This is a genomic window from Mycoplasmopsis edwardii (assembly GCF_900476105.1).
Taxonomy (GTDB): domain Bacteria; phylum Bacillota_I; class Bacilli_A; order Mycoplasmatales; family Metamycoplasmataceae; genus Mycoplasmopsis; species Mycoplasmopsis edwardii.
In genome coordinates, this window is the sequence record NZ_LS991951.1 from 516434 (window position 1) to 538206 (window position 21773).

13 protein-coding genes, 1 other RNA gene and 1 pseudogene are annotated in these 21773 nt (G+C 28.4%); 6 read left to right on the forward strand and 9 right to left on the reverse strand.

Features of this window, described 5'->3' with window-relative positions; translation table 4 throughout:
- The first annotated feature begins 64 nt into the window (after nucleotides 1-64).
- The 4 genes and pseudogenes from D2846_RS02215 to era all read left to right on the forward strand — a co-directional run bounded on the left by D2846_RS02215 (nucleotide 65) and on the right by era (nucleotide 3789).
- The gene (locus tag D2846_RS02215) at nucleotides 65-1921 is read left to right on the forward strand and encodes a P68 family surface lipoprotein (protein WP_117275420.1); all 1857 of its coding nucleotides are present in this window, start codon (nucleotides 65-67) and stop codon (nucleotides 1919-1921) included.
- Between the two features lie 138 nt (nucleotides 1922-2059).
- On the forward strand, nucleotides 2060-2518 hold the full coding sequence (ybeY, locus tag D2846_RS02220; RefSeq protein WP_117275421.1) for an rRNA maturation RNase YbeY: 459 nt from the start codon (nucleotides 2060-2062) through the stop codon (nucleotides 2516-2518).
- A 1-nt stretch (nucleotide 2519) separates the two neighbouring features.
- Nucleotides 2520-2912 (forward strand): cytidine deaminase, encoded by a 393-nt coding sequence (gene cdd, locus D2846_RS02225; RefSeq protein WP_117275423.1) that lies wholly within the window; start codon nucleotides 2520-2522, stop codon nucleotides 2910-2912.
- A pseudogene (gene era, locus D2846_RS02230) lies at nucleotides 2912-3789 on the forward strand (GTPase Era). Before cdd ends, era begins: the two are co-directional and overlap by 1 nt.
- A gap of 20 nt (nucleotides 3790-3809) precedes the next feature.
- Here era and D2846_RS02235 read toward each other — a convergent pair.
- From D2846_RS02235 to D2846_RS03540, 7 genes are all read right to left on the reverse strand, one after another.
- The gene (locus D2846_RS02235; protein ID WP_117275424.1) at nucleotides 3810-6140 is read right to left on the reverse strand and encodes a DEAD/DEAH box helicase family protein; all 2331 of its coding nucleotides are present in this window, start codon (nucleotides 6138-6140) and stop codon (nucleotides 3810-3812) included.
- The gene (locus D2846_RS02240; protein ID WP_170128431.1) at nucleotides 6127-7788 is read right to left on the reverse strand and encodes a site-specific DNA-methyltransferase; all 1662 of its coding nucleotides are present in this window, start codon (nucleotides 7786-7788) and stop codon (nucleotides 6127-6129) included. The genes D2846_RS02235 and D2846_RS02240 overlap by 14 nt, the downstream gene beginning before the upstream one ends.
- 387 nt (nucleotides 7789-8175) lie before the next feature.
- Entirely contained in the window at nucleotides 8176-8694 is a 519-nt protein-coding gene (locus D2846_RS02245; protein ID WP_117275425.1) for a hypothetical protein, read from the reverse strand.
- Nucleotides 8695-9079: 385 nt separating this feature from the next.
- Entirely contained in the window at nucleotides 9080-9550 is a 471-nt protein-coding gene (locus D2846_RS02250) for a hypothetical protein (protein WP_117275426.1), read from the reverse strand.
- Nucleotides 9550-11295: a threonine--tRNA ligase gene (gene thrS, locus D2846_RS02255; protein ID WP_117275427.1), complete on the reverse strand. Its 1746-nt coding sequence runs from the start codon at nucleotides 11293-11295 to the stop codon at nucleotides 9550-9552. Before thrS ends, D2846_RS02250 begins: the two co-directional genes overlap by 1 nt.
- Nucleotides 11282-12295, reverse strand: a complete 1014-nt coding sequence (gene trpS / locus D2846_RS02260) for a tryptophan--tRNA ligase (RefSeq protein ID WP_117275428.1) — start codon at nucleotides 12293-12295, stop codon at nucleotides 11282-11284. The genes thrS and trpS overlap by 14 nt, the downstream gene beginning before the upstream one ends.
- A 220-nt stretch (nucleotides 12296-12515) precedes the next feature.
- Entirely contained in the window at nucleotides 12516-12668 is a 153-nt protein-coding gene (locus tag D2846_RS03540) for a hypothetical protein (protein WP_170128423.1), read from the reverse strand.
- 223 nt (nucleotides 12669-12891) lie between these two features.
- Between D2846_RS03540 and ffs the strand changes: the two genes are divergently transcribed.
- Both ffs and D2846_RS02270 read left to right on the forward strand, forming a co-directional pair.
- Nucleotides 12892-12988: signal recognition particle sRNA small type (gene ffs / locus D2846_RS02265), an RNA gene on the forward strand.
- 19 nt (nucleotides 12989-13007) lie between these two features.
- Entirely contained in the window at nucleotides 13008-13478 is a 471-nt protein-coding gene (locus tag D2846_RS02270; protein ID WP_117275430.1) for an NUDIX hydrolase, read from the forward strand.
- Nucleotides 13479-13511: 33 nt separating this feature from the next.
- On the opposite strand, the gene D2846_RS02275 is transcribed toward D2846_RS02270, so the two are convergent.
- Both D2846_RS02275 and rpoB read right to left on the reverse strand, forming a co-directional pair.
- The gene (locus D2846_RS02275) at nucleotides 13512-17945 is read right to left on the reverse strand and encodes a DNA-directed RNA polymerase subunit beta' (protein WP_117275431.1); all 4434 of its coding nucleotides are present in this window, start codon (nucleotides 17943-17945) and stop codon (nucleotides 13512-13514) included.
- Nucleotides 17938-21561 carry a DNA-directed RNA polymerase subunit beta gene (rpoB, locus tag D2846_RS02280; protein ID WP_117275432.1) on the reverse strand — a complete coding sequence of 1208 codons (3624 nt, stop codon included), beginning with the start codon at nucleotides 21559-21561 and terminating at the stop codon, nucleotides 17938-17940. Before rpoB ends, D2846_RS02275 begins: the two co-directional genes overlap by 8 nt.
- Nucleotides 21562-21773 lie beyond the last annotated feature (212 nt).

Consider the following 21773-nt stretch of genomic DNA (forward strand, 5'->3'; position numbering starts at 1 on the left):
TAATTATTTTCCAGCCATATAGGTAATTATTTGATACAATAAATTTTATTAATTAGGAGAAACTATGAAAAATAAATTCAAAATCATTTCATCATTATTAGCTTTAGCAGCACTTCCTATAGCTTCTTTAAGCTGTTCACCAAATGAAAAACAACAGAAACAAATCTCATACCCAACAACTGAGGCCATTGATAACGAAATTGTATTCACAGCAGCTCAAAGTGGCGTTTATCCTCTTATGATTGCTTTAAAACAAATTATCCCTTTATACAATGAAACTATGAACGGACATAAAGATTATGTACCAGTTAAATTAGTCACACAAAACGAAAATAACGCAAGCTCAGAACTTGAATTAGGTGTGCAACAAGCAAACTACATTAAAGAAAATTCAAAAAATGTAGCTAACATTATTTTAGGTAACCAAGGTACAGCTTATTTGGTTAATCAATATGATAAATTATTAAACGTCAGTTCAGTTATCAAAAGTCAAGATTTCTTAGATAAGGTTTTAAATACTCATACAAAATTAGTTGGTGAAGATGTTAATAGTAAAAAAATCTTTAACTTACCTTTTAATATCACAGATATCGATGCATTATCAATTAACTTAGACTTACTTGCTAAATTATTTGAAATTTTAGAAACAGCCAATGCAAAGATTGACAAATCAAGTAAACTTTATCAAAAAGTTCAAGCATCAAGAAACCAAGGAAACGAAATTCCTACTGACTCAATTATCCACTTCGTTAAAGTAAAAGAAAATAACAAATTAAGCCAATTAACAATTAATGATCAAACATTTGAAAACATTTTGGACTTAATGAATTTCTCAAAAGTTTTATTAGATAACTTGGAAATTGATAGAACTAAAGTTAATGCTGAAAAATATCCTACAAGGGATTTAGCTATTTTTTCAGTTGATTACCAACAAGATACATTCTTCAAAGTTTTAAACAATAAATTAAAAGGTAAAAAACTTTGAACATTAAAAGACTCAGAAAACCCATATGATTTATCAGAAATAAACTACCACATTAGTAGTGATAAAGATATTCAAAAAGTATTTATCGAAACACTTGATGAGTTTATTGCACAAAACAAAAAGCTTGTAGAAAATAAGAACGTTTTATACAATGTAAAATATGAAAACAACAAAAATGAATGAGCTTCTTGAGAAATTAGAGAATATAGAACCGTTTTTGCTTTTGCTGCTGCAGTTGGATATGAACAATCAATTAAAAGTCCTACATCAGTAGCATTCTTTGCTGGCGGATCGGAAGAAAAAGCTGCACACTTCGCTACTGCTGATGATGTATTCTTACAGCCACAATTAACAAAAAATAATGCTACAGATACTTACACAAGTTATTGTGAAGGTGGTTCAAGCTTAATTCCTGTTTCTGTAGATAACAATGGAAAAGAAGATAAAGGTACAATTTTATTCTTAGATTGATTATATAACGGTGAAGTTGAATACGATGGAGAAAAAATTAAAGTTAGAGATTTATTAACTAAAAAATCTTCATACATCTTACCTTTAAAAGAAAAATTAACTACTGCAAGTGAAAATTGATTTGATACAGAAATTAATAAACTTTCTGCTAAAATCAATCATGAAAAAGCCTTACTAAGAAATGAAGAAAATGCAGAAACACAAGGTCAACTTAAAAAATCAATAGCAAAACACACAACTGAAATTAACTACTTAAAAGCTGGAAAAGTATCTTACCAAAGTTTAAAAACATTTGTCAAAAAAGAAGACCAAGATTTCTCATACTTACCAATTGATGCTAAATCATCAAAAATTATTAAATTAATTAAAGATGTTTTAGAACAATCAACACTGAAAGAAAATGAAATCAAAAACTCAGGTCAAAGTGTTTTAAATAATATTTTAAATATAATAAATGAAAAATAGGCCAAATGGTCTATTTTTCGTACAAAATATTAAGATCAAACTTTAAGAAAAAATCTAAAATTTTTCACACATTAACGAGCCAATTTATATACACTTATTTAAATATAATATATAATTTTAATTGTGAAAAAATACCTAATGAATATTAATATAGATAACAAAATTAAAGCGCCTGAAGTCTTTGAAAAGGAAATGTATTTAATATTAGAAAACTTTGCTAATTTCTTTAAGTTAGATACTAAAAAAGAAATTATTCTAGATGTTTCTATTGTATCTAGAAACGAGATTAGAAAGCTTAATAAAGAATATCGTAATAAAGATTACATTACAGATATTTTATCTTTTGACTTCAGAGATCATGAGCTATATGCTAAATTACCAATCATACACCTTGGAGAATTAGTAATTTCATGAGATAGAGTCAAAAGACAGGCTAAAAAGTTTAATCATTCAATTAAAAGAGAATTTTGTTATTTATTCACCCATGGTTTAGTGCATTTACAAGGTTATGACCATGAGGTTGAAAATGAAAGAATTCAAATGAACAAAATGGTAGATGATATATTTAATCCATTAGGTATCAAAAGAGAGGTTTAAAATGAAATTTGAAACATTAAGAGATTTATTAAAAAAATCATACGCACCATACTCAAACTTCCAAGTAGCTGCTATTGCTATTGATGAAGATGGTAAAGAGTACCACGGAGTTAACGTCGAAAACGCAGCTTACCCATCAGGATTATGTGCAGAAAGAAGTGCACTATTCGGTTCTGTAGCATATGGTGGAAAAGTAGGAACATTTAAAGAAATCCACATTATTGCTAAAAAAGAAGACGAAATTAGTCCATGCGCTGGATGTAGACAAGTTATGACTGAATTCATGCCTATGGATGCTTTAGTGTACCAATACTCAAACGATGGTAAAAGAGTAAGAATTAACAAACTTTCTGAACTTGTTCCTTATCCAGTTCACATGAAAGATATTCAATAATGAAAATTTGCTTTGCAAGTATTTTAGGAAGACCAAACGTTGGTAAAAGTAGTTTAGTTAATGCAATCATTGGTTACAATGTTGCGATAGTTACAGACACAGCCCAAACTACCAGAGATCAAATCACCGGAATTTATACCGAAGATGACTTCCAATTAATCTTCACTGATACCCTGGAATTCATAAACCAGAAAACAAACTTGGTGAGTCATTAAACAAGTCAGCTTATGATGCAACTAAAAACGTTGATGTTTTATTATTCTTAAGTCCAGCTGATGAAAAAATAGGACCTGGTGATAAAATGATTTTGGAAAAAATTTCTAATCATCCTCATAAAATTGCTGTTGTATCTAAAGTTTCGAAGATAAAGGGTAATCCTGAAGTAATGACAAGAAAAATACAAGAATTATCTGAATATAATTTTGAACATATTGTTTCAACTGATGTTAATAATTTAAATTCAATTTATTCTTTAATTGATTTAATAAAAGATAATTATTCATATGAAGGTGAAGCACAATATGATGAAGATTATGTAACAGATAAAACTGTTAGATTTTTAGCTAAGGAAATAATTAGAGAATCAGCAATTAACGCTCTTTATGATGAACTGCCACATTCAATTGCTGTAGAAATTTTAGAATTCAACGAAGATGATCCAGACCACACAATAATTGATGGTATTATTTATGTTAAAAAAGACTCTCAAAAAGGAATGGTTATCGGAAAAAATGCTTCTAAAATCAAAGAAATTGGTAAAATCGCAAGAATTAAAATTATGCAACAATTACAAACCAAAGTTACTTTAACACTTAAAGTCAAAGTTGCAAAAAAATGAAATGATGATCCCGAGTCATTATCGAAATTTGGTTATTAAAAAGCACTAAATTGTGCTTTTTATTTATTTCAACTCAATATTTCATTCAATGAAAAATAGTAATCACTTTTAATTTTATCGTGTAATTTTGCAGAAATACTTTTAGTTTCTTGTAACTTTTCATTTAGAGAAGTTATTGTACTTGCGCCTGCAAAATAGAAATTAGCTTCGTCATTTTTTTGTTCAACTAAACAAATACAAAGAGTTAATTTAATATTATTATTCTTGTTTTGTTTTATGTAATTTAAATACTCTTGATAAAGTTTTTTAGTTTTATCTTCGTCTATATCGTTATTATAAGTTTTGATTTCTAGATAGACAAAGTGATCATTACTTTTTATTAAAAAGTCCGGATATGAGTTAGCCACTTCTAGTTCACTAGTTATATATTGGAAATTGACTCCATTATTAACTGGATTTTTTGATCAAACTTTTACATTTTTGTTATTCCTGATGACGGTTTTCAGTTCTTTAACGAATAATTTTTCCGAATTTGAATCTAATCTAAATTCAATTTCTTCTGATAAATTATCTCTGTATGCAAATTCGTTATTTGAGTTTATTTTGCTTTCACTACTTCCATATTCATTCATGTAAGTTGGCAAAAGATTATTTTCATCTAGTTTATAAATAATTGAATTATCTAGTATTTCTTTTTCAAATTGATCATTATATGTTTTTTTCAATAGATCGCCGAATCTTTTAATGAAAATAAACCAAAATATATGTTTGTTGATTTCTTTTTTAAGATTCATTTCATAAAAGTTTCAAACAAATTCTAATATTCTATTAGTTAGGTATTTCTTAAATTGATAAAATAATTTTTTATTGTAAATTTCAAGTTCAAGTAGATTATAAATTTTACTACTTACAAATAAGCTTTTACCATATGCTTTAGATTCGCTTATGATAAATCCATTTTCATTAAATTCATTTTTAATTGAAAGACTTTTTTGAATAAAAACTTCGTTATTAAAATGATTTTTATTTTGGAGTTCTTTTATAATTTCATTACTATAAATTTCTTCGTCAATTAGTTTGTTTTTATATTTTAATTCAATACTTCCTGAAACAAATTCCTCAGAAATAAATTTATCTTTTAGAATAAAAGATTTTGAAGATTCTTCTTTAATATTCACATTGCTATATAAATAATAATTTTTTGCAACAGATGTTTCATGGAAATCAAATCCAGGAAATGGATTTCTTTTAATTCTTCCAATTGTTTGAATGCTTAAATTACTTGATGAAACATGTCTTAGTTGCACTAACATACATGCTCTAGGGATATTTCACCCTGTAGCTGGACCTACTTTAAAAATAATTACATCAACTGGTGATGAATCTTTGGAAATATCTCTTAGTGAATAATTTGCTTTATGTCTTAAATTACTATCTTTGTTACTTTGATCAAAATATTTTACTCATGATAAATTATTTTTTTCTAATGTTTTTATAATTAAATCAATGTTTTGGTCAAAAATTAAACTTTTTTCCTTATCAGAGCTATCATTATCAACTTGAATAAGCATAGCAGGGTTAATTCCAACTAATCCAGGTTCATTAATATTATCATTATATTTTTCTTTTATTATTTTAAATTCTTCACATGCTTTTTGTAAAATAACTTCATTATCTAATAAACTACCGTCTTTAATATTCTTGTTGTAATATTTCTTGTTTTTTAACAACTGAACTCTATCATTAAACAATTCATCTTCAGTTAATTCAATTAAATCATGGTCGGTTTTTGGTGTTGCAGTCATTTTAACAATAAAATGAGCAGAATTTTGCATTTTTTCTTCAAAATTCTTTTCATAATGATTAGTTTTTTTAACTTCGGCACCAATATGTGCTTCATCACGAATGTAAATTAGTTTATATCCGTTTAATCTAATTTCTCCTAAAAAAGATTCTATTGATCCTTGTTCTGATAAAATAGAGTGTTTTCTAAAGGAAGCTCCACCCATTATGTATAAATGATTTTCTTTAGCAAAAAATTGATAATTTTTTTCTATTTTAGAATTTTTGGCTACATTTGATGGACTTTCAATTCTTTCGATTTGAATATCCTTGTTCAAAAGATATTCTTTATAACTTTTAAAACTCTCTTCCATTTGTTTTGGTAATTCAGCACTTGATAAGGTAACTATTACAAAAACAAGTTTTTGGTCACTCTCTAATTTACTTCATTCAATTAATTGGTCAACATAATTAAGCATCATAAAAGTTTTACCAGAACCTGTTGGCGCCTTAAAATATGTTGCATCAGGAATATTTGATTCTATACTATTGAGTGTTTTATTAACCAAAGCATTAATTACACGAGATTGAGAATTAGTTAGATTCATTATTTTCCTTTAATTGTGGTTTTAATGATAATAATGAATTTAATAAATTAGTATAATCTTTTTCACTTTCTTCACTAAGTGAATTAACTCCAAAATCTTTTAATAATTTAATTAATTCTTTTACAATTTCTTTAACATCAATATTATTAAATAAACTAATATCATAATATTTTATGTTATAAACATTTAAATTAGATTTATATGGTTCGTTTTTGTTAGTTCACTCAAAAGTTTCTCCTTTTGATCCTATCCCATGATTTATTCTGTAAAGTCTTTCATAATTTACATCTATACCAATGTTGTTTTCGTTGTTTGTGACTAATGTGAAAGTTCTATTTCCACCATCTTCTTTGTTAAGTTCTAAAACAGCGTGACCCGTTGTTCCAGAACCAGCAAAGAAGTCTAAAACTTTAACGTTTTTATTATCTAACTTAAGTTTGATCAATGTTTTTATAAGTTCGTGAGGTTTAGGGTATGAAAAATTTATTCTAAACTCACTTAGTACTTTTGTTCCATTCACATTAGAAAAAGAATTATTATTAGAAAATTCTAATGTATTCATTATCATATTATAATTGTTGACTTGAATTAAACTATTACTTTTTTCTTCAAAAATATAGTTAAGATAATTTTGTTTTCTAACAGAATTTTTTTCTTTGTTAATTTTTAGTATTCCCAATTTAATTGCAGATTCAAATCTTTCTTTATTTCACAATCATCTTCATCTAGTACCATCTGATAAAATCGGTTTAAAAATATGGTTGTCTATCTTTATATCATAATCTAATGATTCAATATAACCTTGTCCTTTTGAGGCCAGTATAGATGACGTATCATTTTCGAAATATTCTCTACCATTAGAATCTTTAAGAATTTTTTTATTGAGCTCTTTCGAAACGATTTTGTTAAATTTACTTCTATTTTTATTTAAAACAAAAATCAAAATATAATCATGGTTTGTATTAACATATACTTCTTGCGCTGCTCTATGTGGTGTTGTTATTCTTGGAACACTAGCCACAAAATTCTCTTCACCAAAAATTTCATCCATTAAAACTTTTAAATAAGCTTGTTCCGCATCATCAATTGATACAAAAATTACTCCATCATCTTTGAGGAGTTCTTTAGCTAGTTTTAAACGTTCATTCATGAAATTTAATCAACCATTTCGAGAATATTTGTCTCTATAAACAAATTTCGTTGCTTGAACATTTTCTTTATCGTTTGCAATGGAATTTCCATCATTTTTTGTTGCTTCTGTATTGTAAGGAGGATCAATATAGATTAAATCGTACTTAGCTGGCGCGCCAGCTCTCTCTCTCTCTCTCTCTATGAGCAATAAGTTCTTTAGTGCATCATAGTTCTCTCCTATTATTAAAGTATTTTCTTTTGTTTTGTTTTCATCTAAAACAAAACTAAGACTGTCATCTTTTTCTAATAATGCAATAGTTTGAGAATTTGATTCAGGTGCTGAATCAAATCTAAATCCAGTTTTTATTCTTTGTGCTATAAATTGAAAAACATATTCTAAATCTTTATCTTCGAATTTTTCTAAAATTTTTATAGCTAAATCTTTTTGGTCTTGGTTTAATTCTTTTGATGAAATTTCATCAATTAAACCTTTAAACTTATCAAGTAAAGTCACTATTCCCCCTTATTTATTTACTTATTTAAATTGTACCATTTTATACAAATAGTTATTGATGCTAATTACGATTAAAAAATAACTTAATTCTTTATTTGTACTTTAATTACTAGTTTGTATACTTTATTTTTTGTTTCACGAACAAAAAATACGAATAATTATAATGACCTAGATTTTATTCAATACATAAATTGCTACTTTATTTCTTTTCACTGAATTACAAAGTCAAGTGCAGCAGTATAATAGTAAAATAATAATAAAATCCCTCCCATTCGAACCTTAAAAACGGTTAAGTTTTTTTGAATTCGGATCGGGGGATTTTTTAATTATATTGTTGCATTTGATTTTGCAATTCAGCAAAAATATCATGAAACCTTATATTTTTTATAATTATTTTCTTCTTAAGATATTAATAAATTTGAATCAACAATAAAAATATTGAATACCTATGACAATGAAAAATGAAAAATAAACAAAAAAAGCTAGAGGAACAAAATTAAATGAAATACTTAGTGAAATAGCTATAATAGACAAAGAAAAGATAATTAAAATAAGTATTAAATTGTTTCTTTCTTTTACTTTATCTTCATTGTGTAAAATAATATTATTCTTCTTTCAAAACAAGATAGGAAATAAACTTTTTAAAATTCCATTTTTATTTCTTAGAAGAATAAATACTTGTGTTATTCAAACAAGAAATAACGAAACATAAATTAATAAAAAAGAAATTAAATAAGATCAACTTGCACTTATTCTTGATTTTAATGCCTCAGGCGTGTTTTCAGTAAATTGCAAATTATAGTTATGCGCCCAATTAACATATAAAGGTATCATTATTAATAAACTTAACAAAATAGCTAAAAATGCTATATTAAAAAATATAAAAAAATCTTTTTCTTTTATTTTCATTTTCACCTCAAATATAATTATATATTATTTCTTTCGGATTACTTTTATAGATAACAAGCAAAAAAGTAACGACCAAAAAAGGTTGTTATCCCAAAATGCAAAGTCAAGTGCAACACTAATTTTAAATAAAAAAACATCAATCATTAGGTCTGGAAAAATCATTTGGAAGTGTTCGAATGATTTTTCCAGTCTAAAGCGGTTTGTTTTTTAAATGATTAATGTTTTTTATAAGTTTTTCATTTTTTTCTTTATCAATCATGATTCTCCTTTTTTTCTATATATTTAATATTGAATAAATTTAATAAAATCTTATACATTTTTTTACTAAAAATTAGTACTCTCACAGAATTCTGTGAGAGTAAAAAAATTCCGGAAACCACCGGAATTAAGACTTTTTGGAAATAAGTTTTCTTACTTTATTGATATAAATTTCTTTAGAAAAAGCTTTTGTTAGTGCATAAAAAATTAAATAAATAACAAAAACCGGAATAATATCATATTTATACCAAGTCCATTTTAATATTTCTTCATTTGAACTTGAATTTGAATCAATTACATAAGTTGGGATCCAAAAAATAGTAATAACAATAGCAATTATAAAGGCTACAATTTGTAAATAAATTAACCTTAAATTATTTGTTAAAACTAAAAACAAAGCTAATAAACTAAAAATAGTTGTGAATATAAAACTAGATATTATTCTCCATGTAATAGAAAGTTCTCAATTTGTGTCTAAAAAGAATTTTCATTGAATTACTTTATCACTTAACAAAAGCATTCCCAGAGAAGATAAACTAAGTAATATAAAAAAGATTTTTTCTAAAATATTTTTTTGGTAAACAGGTTTATTAAACATTATTCTTTTGATGATTTAAGCTTTGAAATAAAATCAATAAAACTTTCAACACTCAATGTAATAGTTTCTTCTTTACCATATTCACGGTATGAAATAGTTTTTGATAATCTTTCTTTTTCACCTAAAATTAATTGTATTTTTGATTTAGAAATTTGTGCTTCACGTATTTTCTTGCTTAATCTTTCTTCTCTTAAATCAACTTTTGATCTAAACTCTAATTCAAAAAGTTTTTGATTTATTTCCTTAGCATATTCAATATCGTCATCGTTATTTGTTGCAGGGATAACTGTAATTTGCTTTGGTGCTAATCAAAATGGTAAAACACCCTTAGTTTGTTCAATTAAAATAGCAACAAATCTTTCGTATGTTCCTACTAAACCTCTGTGAATTAAAACTGGTCTTTCGTCTTCATTGTTCTTATTAGTGAAAGTCATATTGAACTTTTGAGGTAATAAAAAGTCAAGTTGTAATGTTGAAACTGTTATTTCGTGACCTAAAGCTGTAAAAATTTGAATATCCATTTTAGGCCCGTAAAACGCAGCTTCACCTACTTTTTCTTCGTATTCTACCCCAAGTTCATTAAGAACTTTTCTCAACTCATCTTCGGCTTCATTTCACATTTTGTCATCATTATAGTATTTTTCTTTGTTTTCAGGATCACGCAATGATAATGAAACATAGCTTATTTTAATTTTGAATGCCTCTAGAGTTTCTTTTATAAGTTTATACATTGATTTAAACTCTTGAGCAATTTGGTCTTTTCTAACAAATAAGTGACCTTCTGTTAACAGCATACCTCTAACACGTTCTAAACCAGTTAAAGCACCTGATTTTTCATATCTATAAAGTTGTGATTGCTCTGAGTATCTAATTGGTAAATCACGGTATGAACGTTTTTCTGTGTTATAACATAAAATGTGGTGTGGACAAGTCATTGGGCGAGGGATTAGTCTTTCGTTTTCAACAACAATAGGTTTAAACATATCATCTTGATAGTGTGCTAAGTGTCCTGATGTTCTGTAAAGTTCTTCTTCTCCAAAGTGTGGAGTTAAAACTTCTGTAAACCCGTATTTACGGTCCATTTTTAAAACTAAGTTTTTAATTTCATTGTGAATATACATACCATCTTCTAATCAAAAAGGTAAACCTTGACCACCTAATTTATTGAAGGTAAATAATTTCATTTCTTTACCGATTTTTCTGTGATCTCTTTCTTTACGGTCTTTTAAAATAGCTAAAAATTCATTTAGTTCATCTGTTGTTTCTCAACTTGTTCCATAAATTCTTGTTAATTGGATATTATCTGAGTTTCCTCTTCAATATGCTCCTGCTAAATGTAAAAGTTTGAAGTTTTTAATATTTTTTGTGTCATGTACATGACCACCAGCACAAAGGTCTGTAAAGATAACTTCTTTACTTAATGGATCAATTAATGAATAGAAAGTAATTTCTTTACCTTGAGCTTTTAATTCATCATATAACTCTTTTTTGTATGGTTTGTTTTCAAATGAATATGTGTCTTCAGAAACTTGAGTCATAACTAAATTTCTTGAAGCAAGTTTTTTCATTAATTTTTCAATTTTTGATAATTCAGTATCACTTAACGGACTTTCAAATTCAAAGTCATAGTAAAAACCTTCATCTGTTGCAGGCCCAAATCCTAATTTAACATTTGGATATAATTTTTCAACTGCAGCACCTAAAAGGTGTGAAGTTGTATGATTAAGTAATTTATTTGCTTTCATGTTTTTCTTCTCCATATAATCCCATTTTTATTTGTAAATTATTTAAAATAGGTTTTGCTATTTGATTTGCTTTTTCAACACCAATCTTAACAATCTCGTTAACTTTGGTTAAAGCATCATTATATTTGCTTTGAATATCAATTAATAAGTTTTTAACTTCTAAGGCAACTGCTTCTTTGAATTCTTTATAATTTGCATCTTTAAATTTATCAGCTGCTTCTTCTAAAGTTAAATCAGTTAATGAAGCGTAAATATTTAATAAGTTCAAGATCCCTGGTTTTTCATCAGAAATATAAACTTTATTTTCTGAATCAGTTACTGCTTTTAAAATCTTATTGTATGCTTGTTGTGGGTCTTCTAAAAGGTAAATAGTTGACTTAGAACTTTTTTCGCTTTTAGACATTTTAACAGTTGGGTCAGTTAGCGATTTAATTTTTGAACCAACTTTAGCTACAAGCCCTTGAGGTATCTTAAAGTTTGCTTTATAGTTTTTGTTAAATCTTTCAGCAATGTTCCTTGCTAACTCTAAGTGTTGCGTTTGATCTTCTCCAACCGGTACAACATCTGGGTTATATAACAAGATATCTCCTGCCATTAAAGTAGGGTACATTAAAAGTCCTGTAGGAATTTTTTCTGTTCCATTTGATTGTTTTAATTTTGATGATTTATCTTTGAATTGCGTCATTCTTTTTAATTCACCAAGTGTGGTTTCTGATGTACAAAGTCATTGCATTACAGAGTGTTCAAAGATTTGTGACTGATAAAATATTGCACTTTTAGTATAATCAAGACCACATGATACATATAACGCAACAATTGATTCTCTTTGTTTTTTTAGTTCTTTAGGATCAACTGAACCAGTTGTTAAGGCATGTAAGTCTGCAACAAAAATATATGATTCATAATCATTTTGCATTTTAATAAAGTTTTTTATTGCACCAATATAATTACCAAGAGTTAATTCTCCTGTCGGTTTAATTCCGCTAACAAATCTTTTCATAATGACTCCTAAATATATAATATATTTATATATTATATAATAATTCATAATTTATATTATTCATTTCTTTTGAGTGTTAAAAAAAGGAACAAAAAAATCCTGATTAAAACATAAAGTTTAATAATCAAGATTTTTGTATTACCAAACTAACTTATTAAGAGAGTTTGGTTCAGATATATATATATATATATATATAGTTGTTATCAAAATTATTTAGAGACTATTTTTTATTATTTGGGTTCATTTGCGAACCTCGGTTTCCATGTACGTGTGAATATGCTTTGTTTTGACCGCTTGTGCCTTTGTTTGCATTGCTTTGGTTTGCCTTGTGGTTTGCGTTTGCATTGCCTTTATTTCCACTAGTATGTTTCATTCTGGCTCCTTTCTTTTTTAATAAATAAAAATTATGTTTATGCGTGTATAATAGCCATAAATAATATTAATAATATATATTGCTATAAATCAATTATACACATACATATATCAATATAATTATACAACGAAATGGATGTTTATTTTAGTTTTATGTTTTCTTACGGAAATTTCGTAAAATTAAATTACATAAATACTTTTTAAAATTTTAAAAAATATTATAATAAGAAAGCCATCAGAACAATAACCTACTAACTTGGTCAGGATAGAGATATAGCAGCCATATGAAGAAGTGTTGTGTCAGGTGGTCTTTTTTTATTATTTTAAGGTGGTAATAATAATGGATGTTTTTTTTACAAAGAATAATAATACTTTTAAGATGCGTGTTGGATGCATTATTAAAAATGGTGATAAAATACTAGTCGCTTATGATTCACCTGATTCATATCGCTACTTACCAGGTGGTAAAGTTGAATTCGGTGAATCTGTCTTTGATACGGTGAAAAGGGAAATTAAAGAAGAACTAAATATTGATGTATTAGATGTTAAAGAATTGTTTGTTGATGAAGTATTTTACTTTTCTAATTTTTCTAATACAAATGTTCATGAATTGTGTTTTTATTTTGAAATAAAAATTGCTTTAAGTCAAGAAATAAGTAAAGATAAATTTAGTATTTTTGAAAATAATCGTGAACTTTATTTTGAATGATTAACGCTTGATGAGATTAATAAAATTGACTTTAGACCTCATAGTGTTAAAAATGTTTTAAGCAATTTCCCTAAACAATTTGAAATCTTACGCAAAAAATAAAAAAGCACCATAAGGTGCTTTTTGTTTGAATTATTACATATCTTCTTCAAATTCATAGAAGTCTGAGTAATCATCTGTGTGATCAAATTGATCTTCTGTATATGTTTCTTCTATGATTTCTTCTGCTGAAAAGTCTTCATCATCAAATGAGTTTTCATCTAAAAGTTCTTCTTGACTTGGGTCAAATTTATCTGGGAAGTATGTTTTAAATCCACGAATATCGTATTTTCCTTTTTCTTCAAAATCTGAGTTTGTTCCTGCTGGAATTTTTTGACCTAAAATAATGTTTTCTTTTAACCCTTCTAATTGGTCAACTCTTTGACCAACAGATGAATTTACAAGAATTTTAGCTGTTTCTTGGAATGAAGCAGCAGCAAGGAATGAACTTGAAAGTAAAGGAATTTGTTTAGCTCCTGAGATCTTAACTTTTCCATAAGCTGGTTTTTTACCTGCTGCTAATAATTTAGCATTTTCTGTTTGGTAAACAAATGTATCAACTAAGGCTCCGCTGAAGAATTTAGAATCTCCTGGGTCAATAATTAAGATTTTTGAAAGCATTTGTGAAATAATAATTTCGATATATTTATCAGCGATTGTAATACCTTGTAAACGGTATAATCTTTGAATTTCTTTTAATAAGTAATTTTGTACTGTTCTTGCATCTGTTGCATTTAATAATTGATTTAATACAATTGGACCTTCAAAGATTTTTTGTCCAGGGATAACATTGTCTCCAACTTTAACACGTAATCTTTGTGAAGCTCTACCTGTTACAATTTCAACGACTTCAGCACCAAATTCATCTTTTGTTGCAATTGCTACATCGATAAAGTCTGTGAATTTACCTGTGTCTTTATTTACAACTTGATCGATTGATTTAATGATTCCATGTACTTTTGAAATTTCAGCTGGTTTACCTCAAGGGTTATCATAGGCATCGATAAGTTCGATTAATCTACCAAATCCACCTGTAATATCTTCAACACCAGCAACCCCTCCTGTATGGAATGTACGCATAGTAAGCTGAGTTCCAGGTTCTCCGATTGATTGAGCAGCAACAATACCAACAGCTTCACCGATGTTAACTACACGGTTTGAAGCAAGGTCTTTACCGTAGCAAATCTTACATACTCCATTTTTAGTATGACATGATAATACTGAACGAATTTCTACTTGTTCAAGTTTTAAATCGTTAACAATTTTGTTTGCAATTTCTGGAGTAATTAATTCATTTTCAGCAATAACTAATTCACCATTATTGTCATAAATTGCTTTATTTGTATATCTACCTTCAATTCTTTCGTATAAGGTTTCAATAATTGTATCTGTTTTAGTGTCTTTAATTGCTTTAACAACAAATCCAAAGTCTGATCCACAATCTGCTTCTCTAACAACAATACTTTGTGCAACGTCAACTAATCTACGTGTTAAGTATCCTGACTTAGCAGTGTTAAGAGCAGTATCTGTAAGTCCTTTACGAGCCCCGTGGGTTGATGAATAGAATTCGTATGAACTAAGTCCGCCAAGGAATGATGATTTAACTGGAATTTCAATAGTTGAACGTACCACACGGTCGTTTTCAGCGTCGGCCTTAAGAACCTTTGTGTTGTTACTCATTAATCCACGCATACCAGCTAACTGAGTAAAGTTAGATGCATTACCACGAGCACCTGATGTCATCATCATGAATAATGGGTTATCAAGGTCTGATTTAGTAACTTCTTTAAGTGATTTTTCGATTTTATCTTTAACTTTAGCTCATTTTTCAATTGTTAATTTATAACGTTCATCATCTGTTAAATATCCATATTCGAAGAATTCTTTTAATTGATTGATGTATTGTTCACCTTCTTGAATGTGTTCTTTTGTTGAATCAAGAGTTTTCACATCACTCATTGAGATTGTTGTTCCTGAAACTGTTGAATATTTAAATCCTAAGTCTTTAATTTTATCTAAGATTTCTGAAACATAGTTAGAATATTTGAATCAAACTCTTTCAAGTCCTTTTGTATATTCGTTTATTGTTCAATCTGCTGAATCTTTTTGTGATTCAAGCGGTTTATATGTGAAACTAATTTTTTCAAATTCATCAATAATGAATTGGTTAATTAATTTTGCATGTGAAGAAGGAATTTTATCACCTTTGTAATCAATTAATGCTTCAAGGTTTTCTAATTGTTCTTTATAGTTAAATTTATTTACATTGTTTAAGATGCTTGCAATATCTTCAATTGTGATAACTGCAACATAATCTTCGTAAATTTTTCTAATGATTCTTGCGATATCTTTTTTAGATAAAGCTAAGTTTAAATCAAGTTTTTGAATTTCTTCACGGAAGTTTTCTCCATATCCTAATGTATATCTATCTAAATCATTTCTAGATGTATGGATAACTTCTTTTTCTGTAACTTTTGTTTCTCCATTCGGTTTTTGTGAGTAGTGTTTTTCAACATATTTACCAAACACAAATTCAAACTCTGTTGGTAACATGCTATTTAATAAGAATTTACCAACTGTTGAGAAAATATATGGTTTATTAGTTTGTTCTAATAATTTTGGTTTATTAATTGCTTTAATAGGTAAAACAACTCTACTGTGTAATGAAACTTTTCCTCTTTCATAAGCTAAAAGTAATTCATCTAAGCTTGAGTAGTAGTTTCCTTCGCCAAGTGCTTTTTCACCTGTCTTTTCGATTGTTAAGTAGTAAAGTCCTAAGATAATATCTTGAGATGGGTTGATAATAGGTTCTCCATCTTTAGGACCTAAAATGTTTTTAGAAGCAAGCATTAATTCTTGTGCTTCACGAACTGCTTTTTCTGAAATTGGAACGTGGATAGCCATTTGGTCCCCATCGAAGTCAGCGTTAAATGCTGTTGTTACAAGTGGGTGTAATTTAATAGCTTTAGCACGAATTAAAACCGGTTGGAAAGCTTGAATTGATAAACGGTGTAATGTAGGAGCACGGTTTAATAGAACTGGACGTCCTTCAATAGCTTTTTCTACATACGGTCAGATTCTTGGATCTAAGTTTTCAATGAGCTTTTTAGCTGTTTTAATACTTGTAATACCTTCTTCATTTGCGATTAATTCTTTGATAATTCATGGTTCAAATAATTTAGCTGCAATATCACGAGGTACTCCAACTTCATACATTTTCAATGATGGACCACCAACAATAACACTACGTGCAGAGTAGTCAACACGTTTCCCTAAAAGGTTTTGACGGAAACGTCCTTTTTTACCTGTAAGTCCATCTGAAATACATTTAAGAGGATGATTATCTCTTGAAGAAACTGGTGTTGGTTTTTTTCTTGCATTATCAATTAATGCATCAACAGCTTCTTGAATCATACGATACTCATTTTGCTTAATAAGCATAGGAGCATCTGTTTCGTTTCATTTTGCTAAACGGTTGTTTCTGATAATAATACGACGGTATAACTCGTTAACGTCACTTGTTGAGTGTCTTCCACCATCAAGTTGTACAAGAGGTCTTAAATCAGCAGGAATAACTGGTAAGTCATAGATTAACATATCTGTCGGTTTTTGACCTGAACGAATGAATGATGAAATGATTGTTAAACGTTTGTAAAGTTTTTGCCTTGTTTGAATTTTTGAAGTTGAAACATCACGTTGTTTGTTAATTTCTGAGTTAATTTTATCGATTTGTTCTTGAACATGTTGTTGCTCTTTTTCTAAATCAATATTTTTTAATAAGTATTCAATAGCTTCAGAACCTGTCCCGATTCTAGCATCTGAATATTCTTTAATAATTTCATTGTATTGATAAAAGTCAATACCAAAGTCTTTACCATCTTGTGATTTAGCATATTCTCTTAATTCTCAAAGTGATTCAGAGATGTTTTCTGATGCTTCTTCATCATCAATGTTTAATGCTAGTAATTCTTCTAAGGCAGCTTCATAAATGTTTGCAGCTTCATTAATATCAATAATTGTATTCTTTTTAAGAGATTTTAAGTTACCACTTTCTAGAACTATGTGGGATTTATAGTAAATAAGTTTTTCTAAGTCTGATTTTGTTACTGATTGTTTTTCAGTTCCATCTTCAACTCTTAAACCTAAAAGGTTAGAAATAACTGAGTGATCAATTTTAAAGAACCAAAAGTGTACAACTGGTGTGTGTAATTCAATGTGACCCATTCTGCTTCTTCTTGTGATTTTTGGAAGAATTTCAGGGTTGTATTTTTTACATTGTTGTGTTTTTGAACAAATTGTGTTAACATCACTTTTTTTGTATTTTGTACCACAAATAGGACACTTGTAATCAATTACAGGTCCAAAAATTAATTCATCAAATAAACCATCTTTTTCTGGTTTATATGTTTTATAGTTAATTGTTTCAGGTTTTTTAACTTCACTATGAGATCAGCTTTTAACATCTTCTCTAGTTGCTAATGATAGCGTAATTCTTTTAACTTTATCTTTACGGTTGTTTGAATTATTCACCTTCACCCCCTGATTCAAATTGTAATACTTGATAATCTTCATTATCGTCATAACTTGCTTCTAATTTCATACCAAGTCCTTTTAATTCATAACTTAAAACGTTGAATGATTCTGGAGTACCTGGTGTAGGAATTTCTTTCCCTGACACTAAAGCACTATATAAAGCATTACGCCCAACAATATCATCTGATTTGTAAGTTAAGATTTCTTGTAATACATTTGTTGCTCCATATGATTCTAAAGCTCATGTTTCCATTTCCCCAAATCTTTGACCACCGTTTTGAGATTTACCTCCAAGTGGTTGTTGTGTAATTAATGAGTATGGACCAACTGAACGAGCATGCATCTTATCGTCAACCATGTGGTTAAGCTTAAGCATGTACATAACACCAACTGAAACTGGTTTATCAAACTTTCTACCTGTAATTGGGTCGATAAGAACTTGTTTTCCTGTTTTATCTAATCCAGCTTCCTCTAAAGCTGCTTCAATATCTGGCTTTTTAACACCATCAAATGAAGGAGATACGAATTTAACACCTAATTTTCTTGCAGCCATACCTAAGTGTAACTCAAGAATTTGTCCGATGTTCATACGTGAAGGAACCCCTTGAGGGTTTAACATAATGTCAAGTGGTGTTCCATCTTCTAAGTATGGCATATCTTCTTCTGGTAAAACGATTGAGATAACCCCTTTGTTTCCGTGACGACCAGCCATCTTATCACCAACTTTAATTTTACGCTTTTGAGCAATTGAAACTTTAACAATTTTTTCAATTCCTTCTTCTAAAACATCACCTTTTTCTCTTGAAAGAATTTCAACGTGGATAATTGTTCCACTGTGTCCGTTTTTAACTTTTAATGATGTATCTTTTGTTGAAGGTGATCTTTGTCCTAAAATTGCATAAAGCATTTTTTCTTCTTGTGAAGGGTTTTCTTCACCTTTAGGAGATACACGACCAACTAAAACATCACCTGGATAAACTTCTGAACCAACTTTTACAATACCAAATTCATCTAAGTTTCTTAATGAGTATTTTGAAGCATTTGGAATATCTTTAGTTAATTCGTCATTTCCGGCTCTTGAAGTTCTAAATTGAATTGTTTGTTCTTCGATGTGGATTGATGTATAAACGTCATTTTTAACTAATCTTTCGTTAATAATTACAGCATCCTCGAAGTTATATCCGTTTCATGTTGTGAATCCAACTAAAACGTTTTTACCTAATGATAATTCACCATCTTTGAATGATGAACCATCTGTTAAGATATCACCAACTTCAACTTTATCACCAATTCTTACTAATGGTCTTTGTTGAATTAATGTACCTTGGTTACTTCTTTCGAAGTTTCTTAATGTATATTTGTCTGTAACTGTACTTTCGTTTCTTGTAACATGAATTCTTGAACCATCTACATATGTAACTGTACCAGCATTTTTAGCAACTAAGTTGTATGATGAGTATTTAGCAATATCAGCTTCAATACCTGTTGCGATTAAAGGAGCTTCTGTTTGTAATAGTGGAACTGCTTGACGTTGCATGTTCGCACCCATAAGTGCACGGTTGGCATCATCGTTTTCTAAAAACGGAATACCAGCAGCAGCAACTGAAACAATTTGTTTTGATGAAACTTCAATAAAGTCTACATCTTCACTTCTACCGTTTTCATATGTGTAATTACGTCTAATTGTTAAAAATTCGTCTGTAATTTTGTTGTTTTCATCAACGTGTACTGATGATTGAGCAATTGAGTATCCAAATTCTTCAGAAGCTGTTAAGTATTGTACGTCATTGTAATCTACAACACCGTTATTAACTTTGTAATATGGAGTTTTTAAAAATCCTTTATCATCAACTTTTGCATATGTAGCAAAGTTAAGAATAAGACCGATATTTAATCCCTCTGGAGTTTCGATAGGACAGATTCTTCCATAGTGTGTTGAGTGAACGTCACGAACTTCGAATTGCGCTGTGTCACGGCTAAGACCACCAGGTCCTAAAGATGTAACACGACGTTTATTTGAAACTTCAGCTAATGGGTTAATTTGATCCATAAACTGTGAAAGTTTTGATGTGTTAAAGAATGACTTGAATTGGTTTGTAATTAATTTGTTGTTTGTTACGTTTTTAGCTGTAACTTTATCAGCGTCTTTAGCACCAATACGTTCTTTTGTTGTTTTTTCTAATTTTGTTAATGCTAACTGTAATTGACCTTCGATTAATTCTCCAACAGAAACGATACGTTTGTTAACTAATGAATCTGGGTCATCATCTTGTCCTACACCATCTGTAATGTTGAAGTAGTAACTAATCGCAGCAATAATATCAGAGATTAATAAATGATGTTCAACTGACTTTGGATCATTAGCAATAACGATAACAGGTTCTTTGGTTTCATCATTCATTCATTTTTTGTTTGGATAAACTTTAACTCTAATTACCTTAATTCTTTTTCTTAAATCAGGATTGTTGAATAAGTTTTGAGGGTTATTTTGAGTTAAATCAGCTCTATATAACTTGTAATAAACATGTTCTGGATCAATGTCTTCTAATTTTTCTGTAGCAACTAATCCTAAGTTGTAGCTTTCTTGAATTTTCTTAGCTAATTCAAAATCAATAAAAGTTCCTTTTTCAAAAATAACTTCATTTGATTTGTTTTTAATATCTTGCGCTAGGAAAGTATTTGTAATACGATCAACTAATGAAAGTTTATTGTTAAGCATGTAACGACCTGTTTCAGAAAGGTTGTATCTTCTTCTGTCGAATAACATACCTGGTAATAATGATTTTTTAGCATCAACTGTATCACGATCACCTTTTCTAATACTTCTAAAAATGTCTTCTTGTGCTTCGTTTACTAAATCATCTTTATCTTGATGATTCTTTTCTAAAATTTTATCTTTCTTAAGTGTTTCATCTAATAAAGCGTTTTTACCAAATAATTTTCTAATGTGTTTTTCAGTAAATCCAAATGAAGCTAAGAAAGTACCGAGTTGAATATTTTTGTTTTTGTCAACTTTAACTTTCACTGTATCTAATGTACTTGTTGTAACTTTATGCGAAACTTCAAGTCATGATCCAATTCTAGGTAAGATTTCTAATTTGTTGAAAAGATCGTCTGATTGTTTGTTACGTACACCAATCCCGTAGTATGCACCTGGTGAACGAACAAGCTGACTTACAATAACTTTTTCACTTCCGTTAATAATGAAACTTCCACCTGATGTCATGTATGGAATTTCACCTAATAACACTTTGTCAGTTTTACGTTCCCCTGTTAAAGTGTTTTCTTTTTGAAGTTGAATGTAAATTTTTGAACTAAAGTTAATTCCTTTAGCTTTACATTTATTAATTTCGTCAGTTTCACTTGTAATCTTTTTGAATGGGTATTCAATATCTACTGAGTTTTTAACATAGTCTAACTTTACGCTACCAGTAGAAATTGGGTAAACATCAAGTAAGATTTCTTGAATTCTTTTTTTCATGAAGTTATCAAAACTTTCTTTACTTGTGCTTAAAATATCAGTTAATTCTAATGATTTTTTAGTAACTGAGTAATCACGTCTTTCGGTTTTAGGACCAAATTTACGAATTACATATTTCTTTTTGTCACTCATATAAAACCCTCTTTCATATATCTAAAAAATAAAATAAAACTTTTATAAATATAAAAATACTAATAAAAGTATTTAAATTATAATCCAGAAGTGCTTTTTTCAAAATTAAATATGCATAATTTTGGAAATGTGAAAAAATACTTTTAAGCCTATATATTAGGTGTGTAAGTAATCTTAATTTTGACAAAAATAAAAAAGTGCTAAAATTTCAA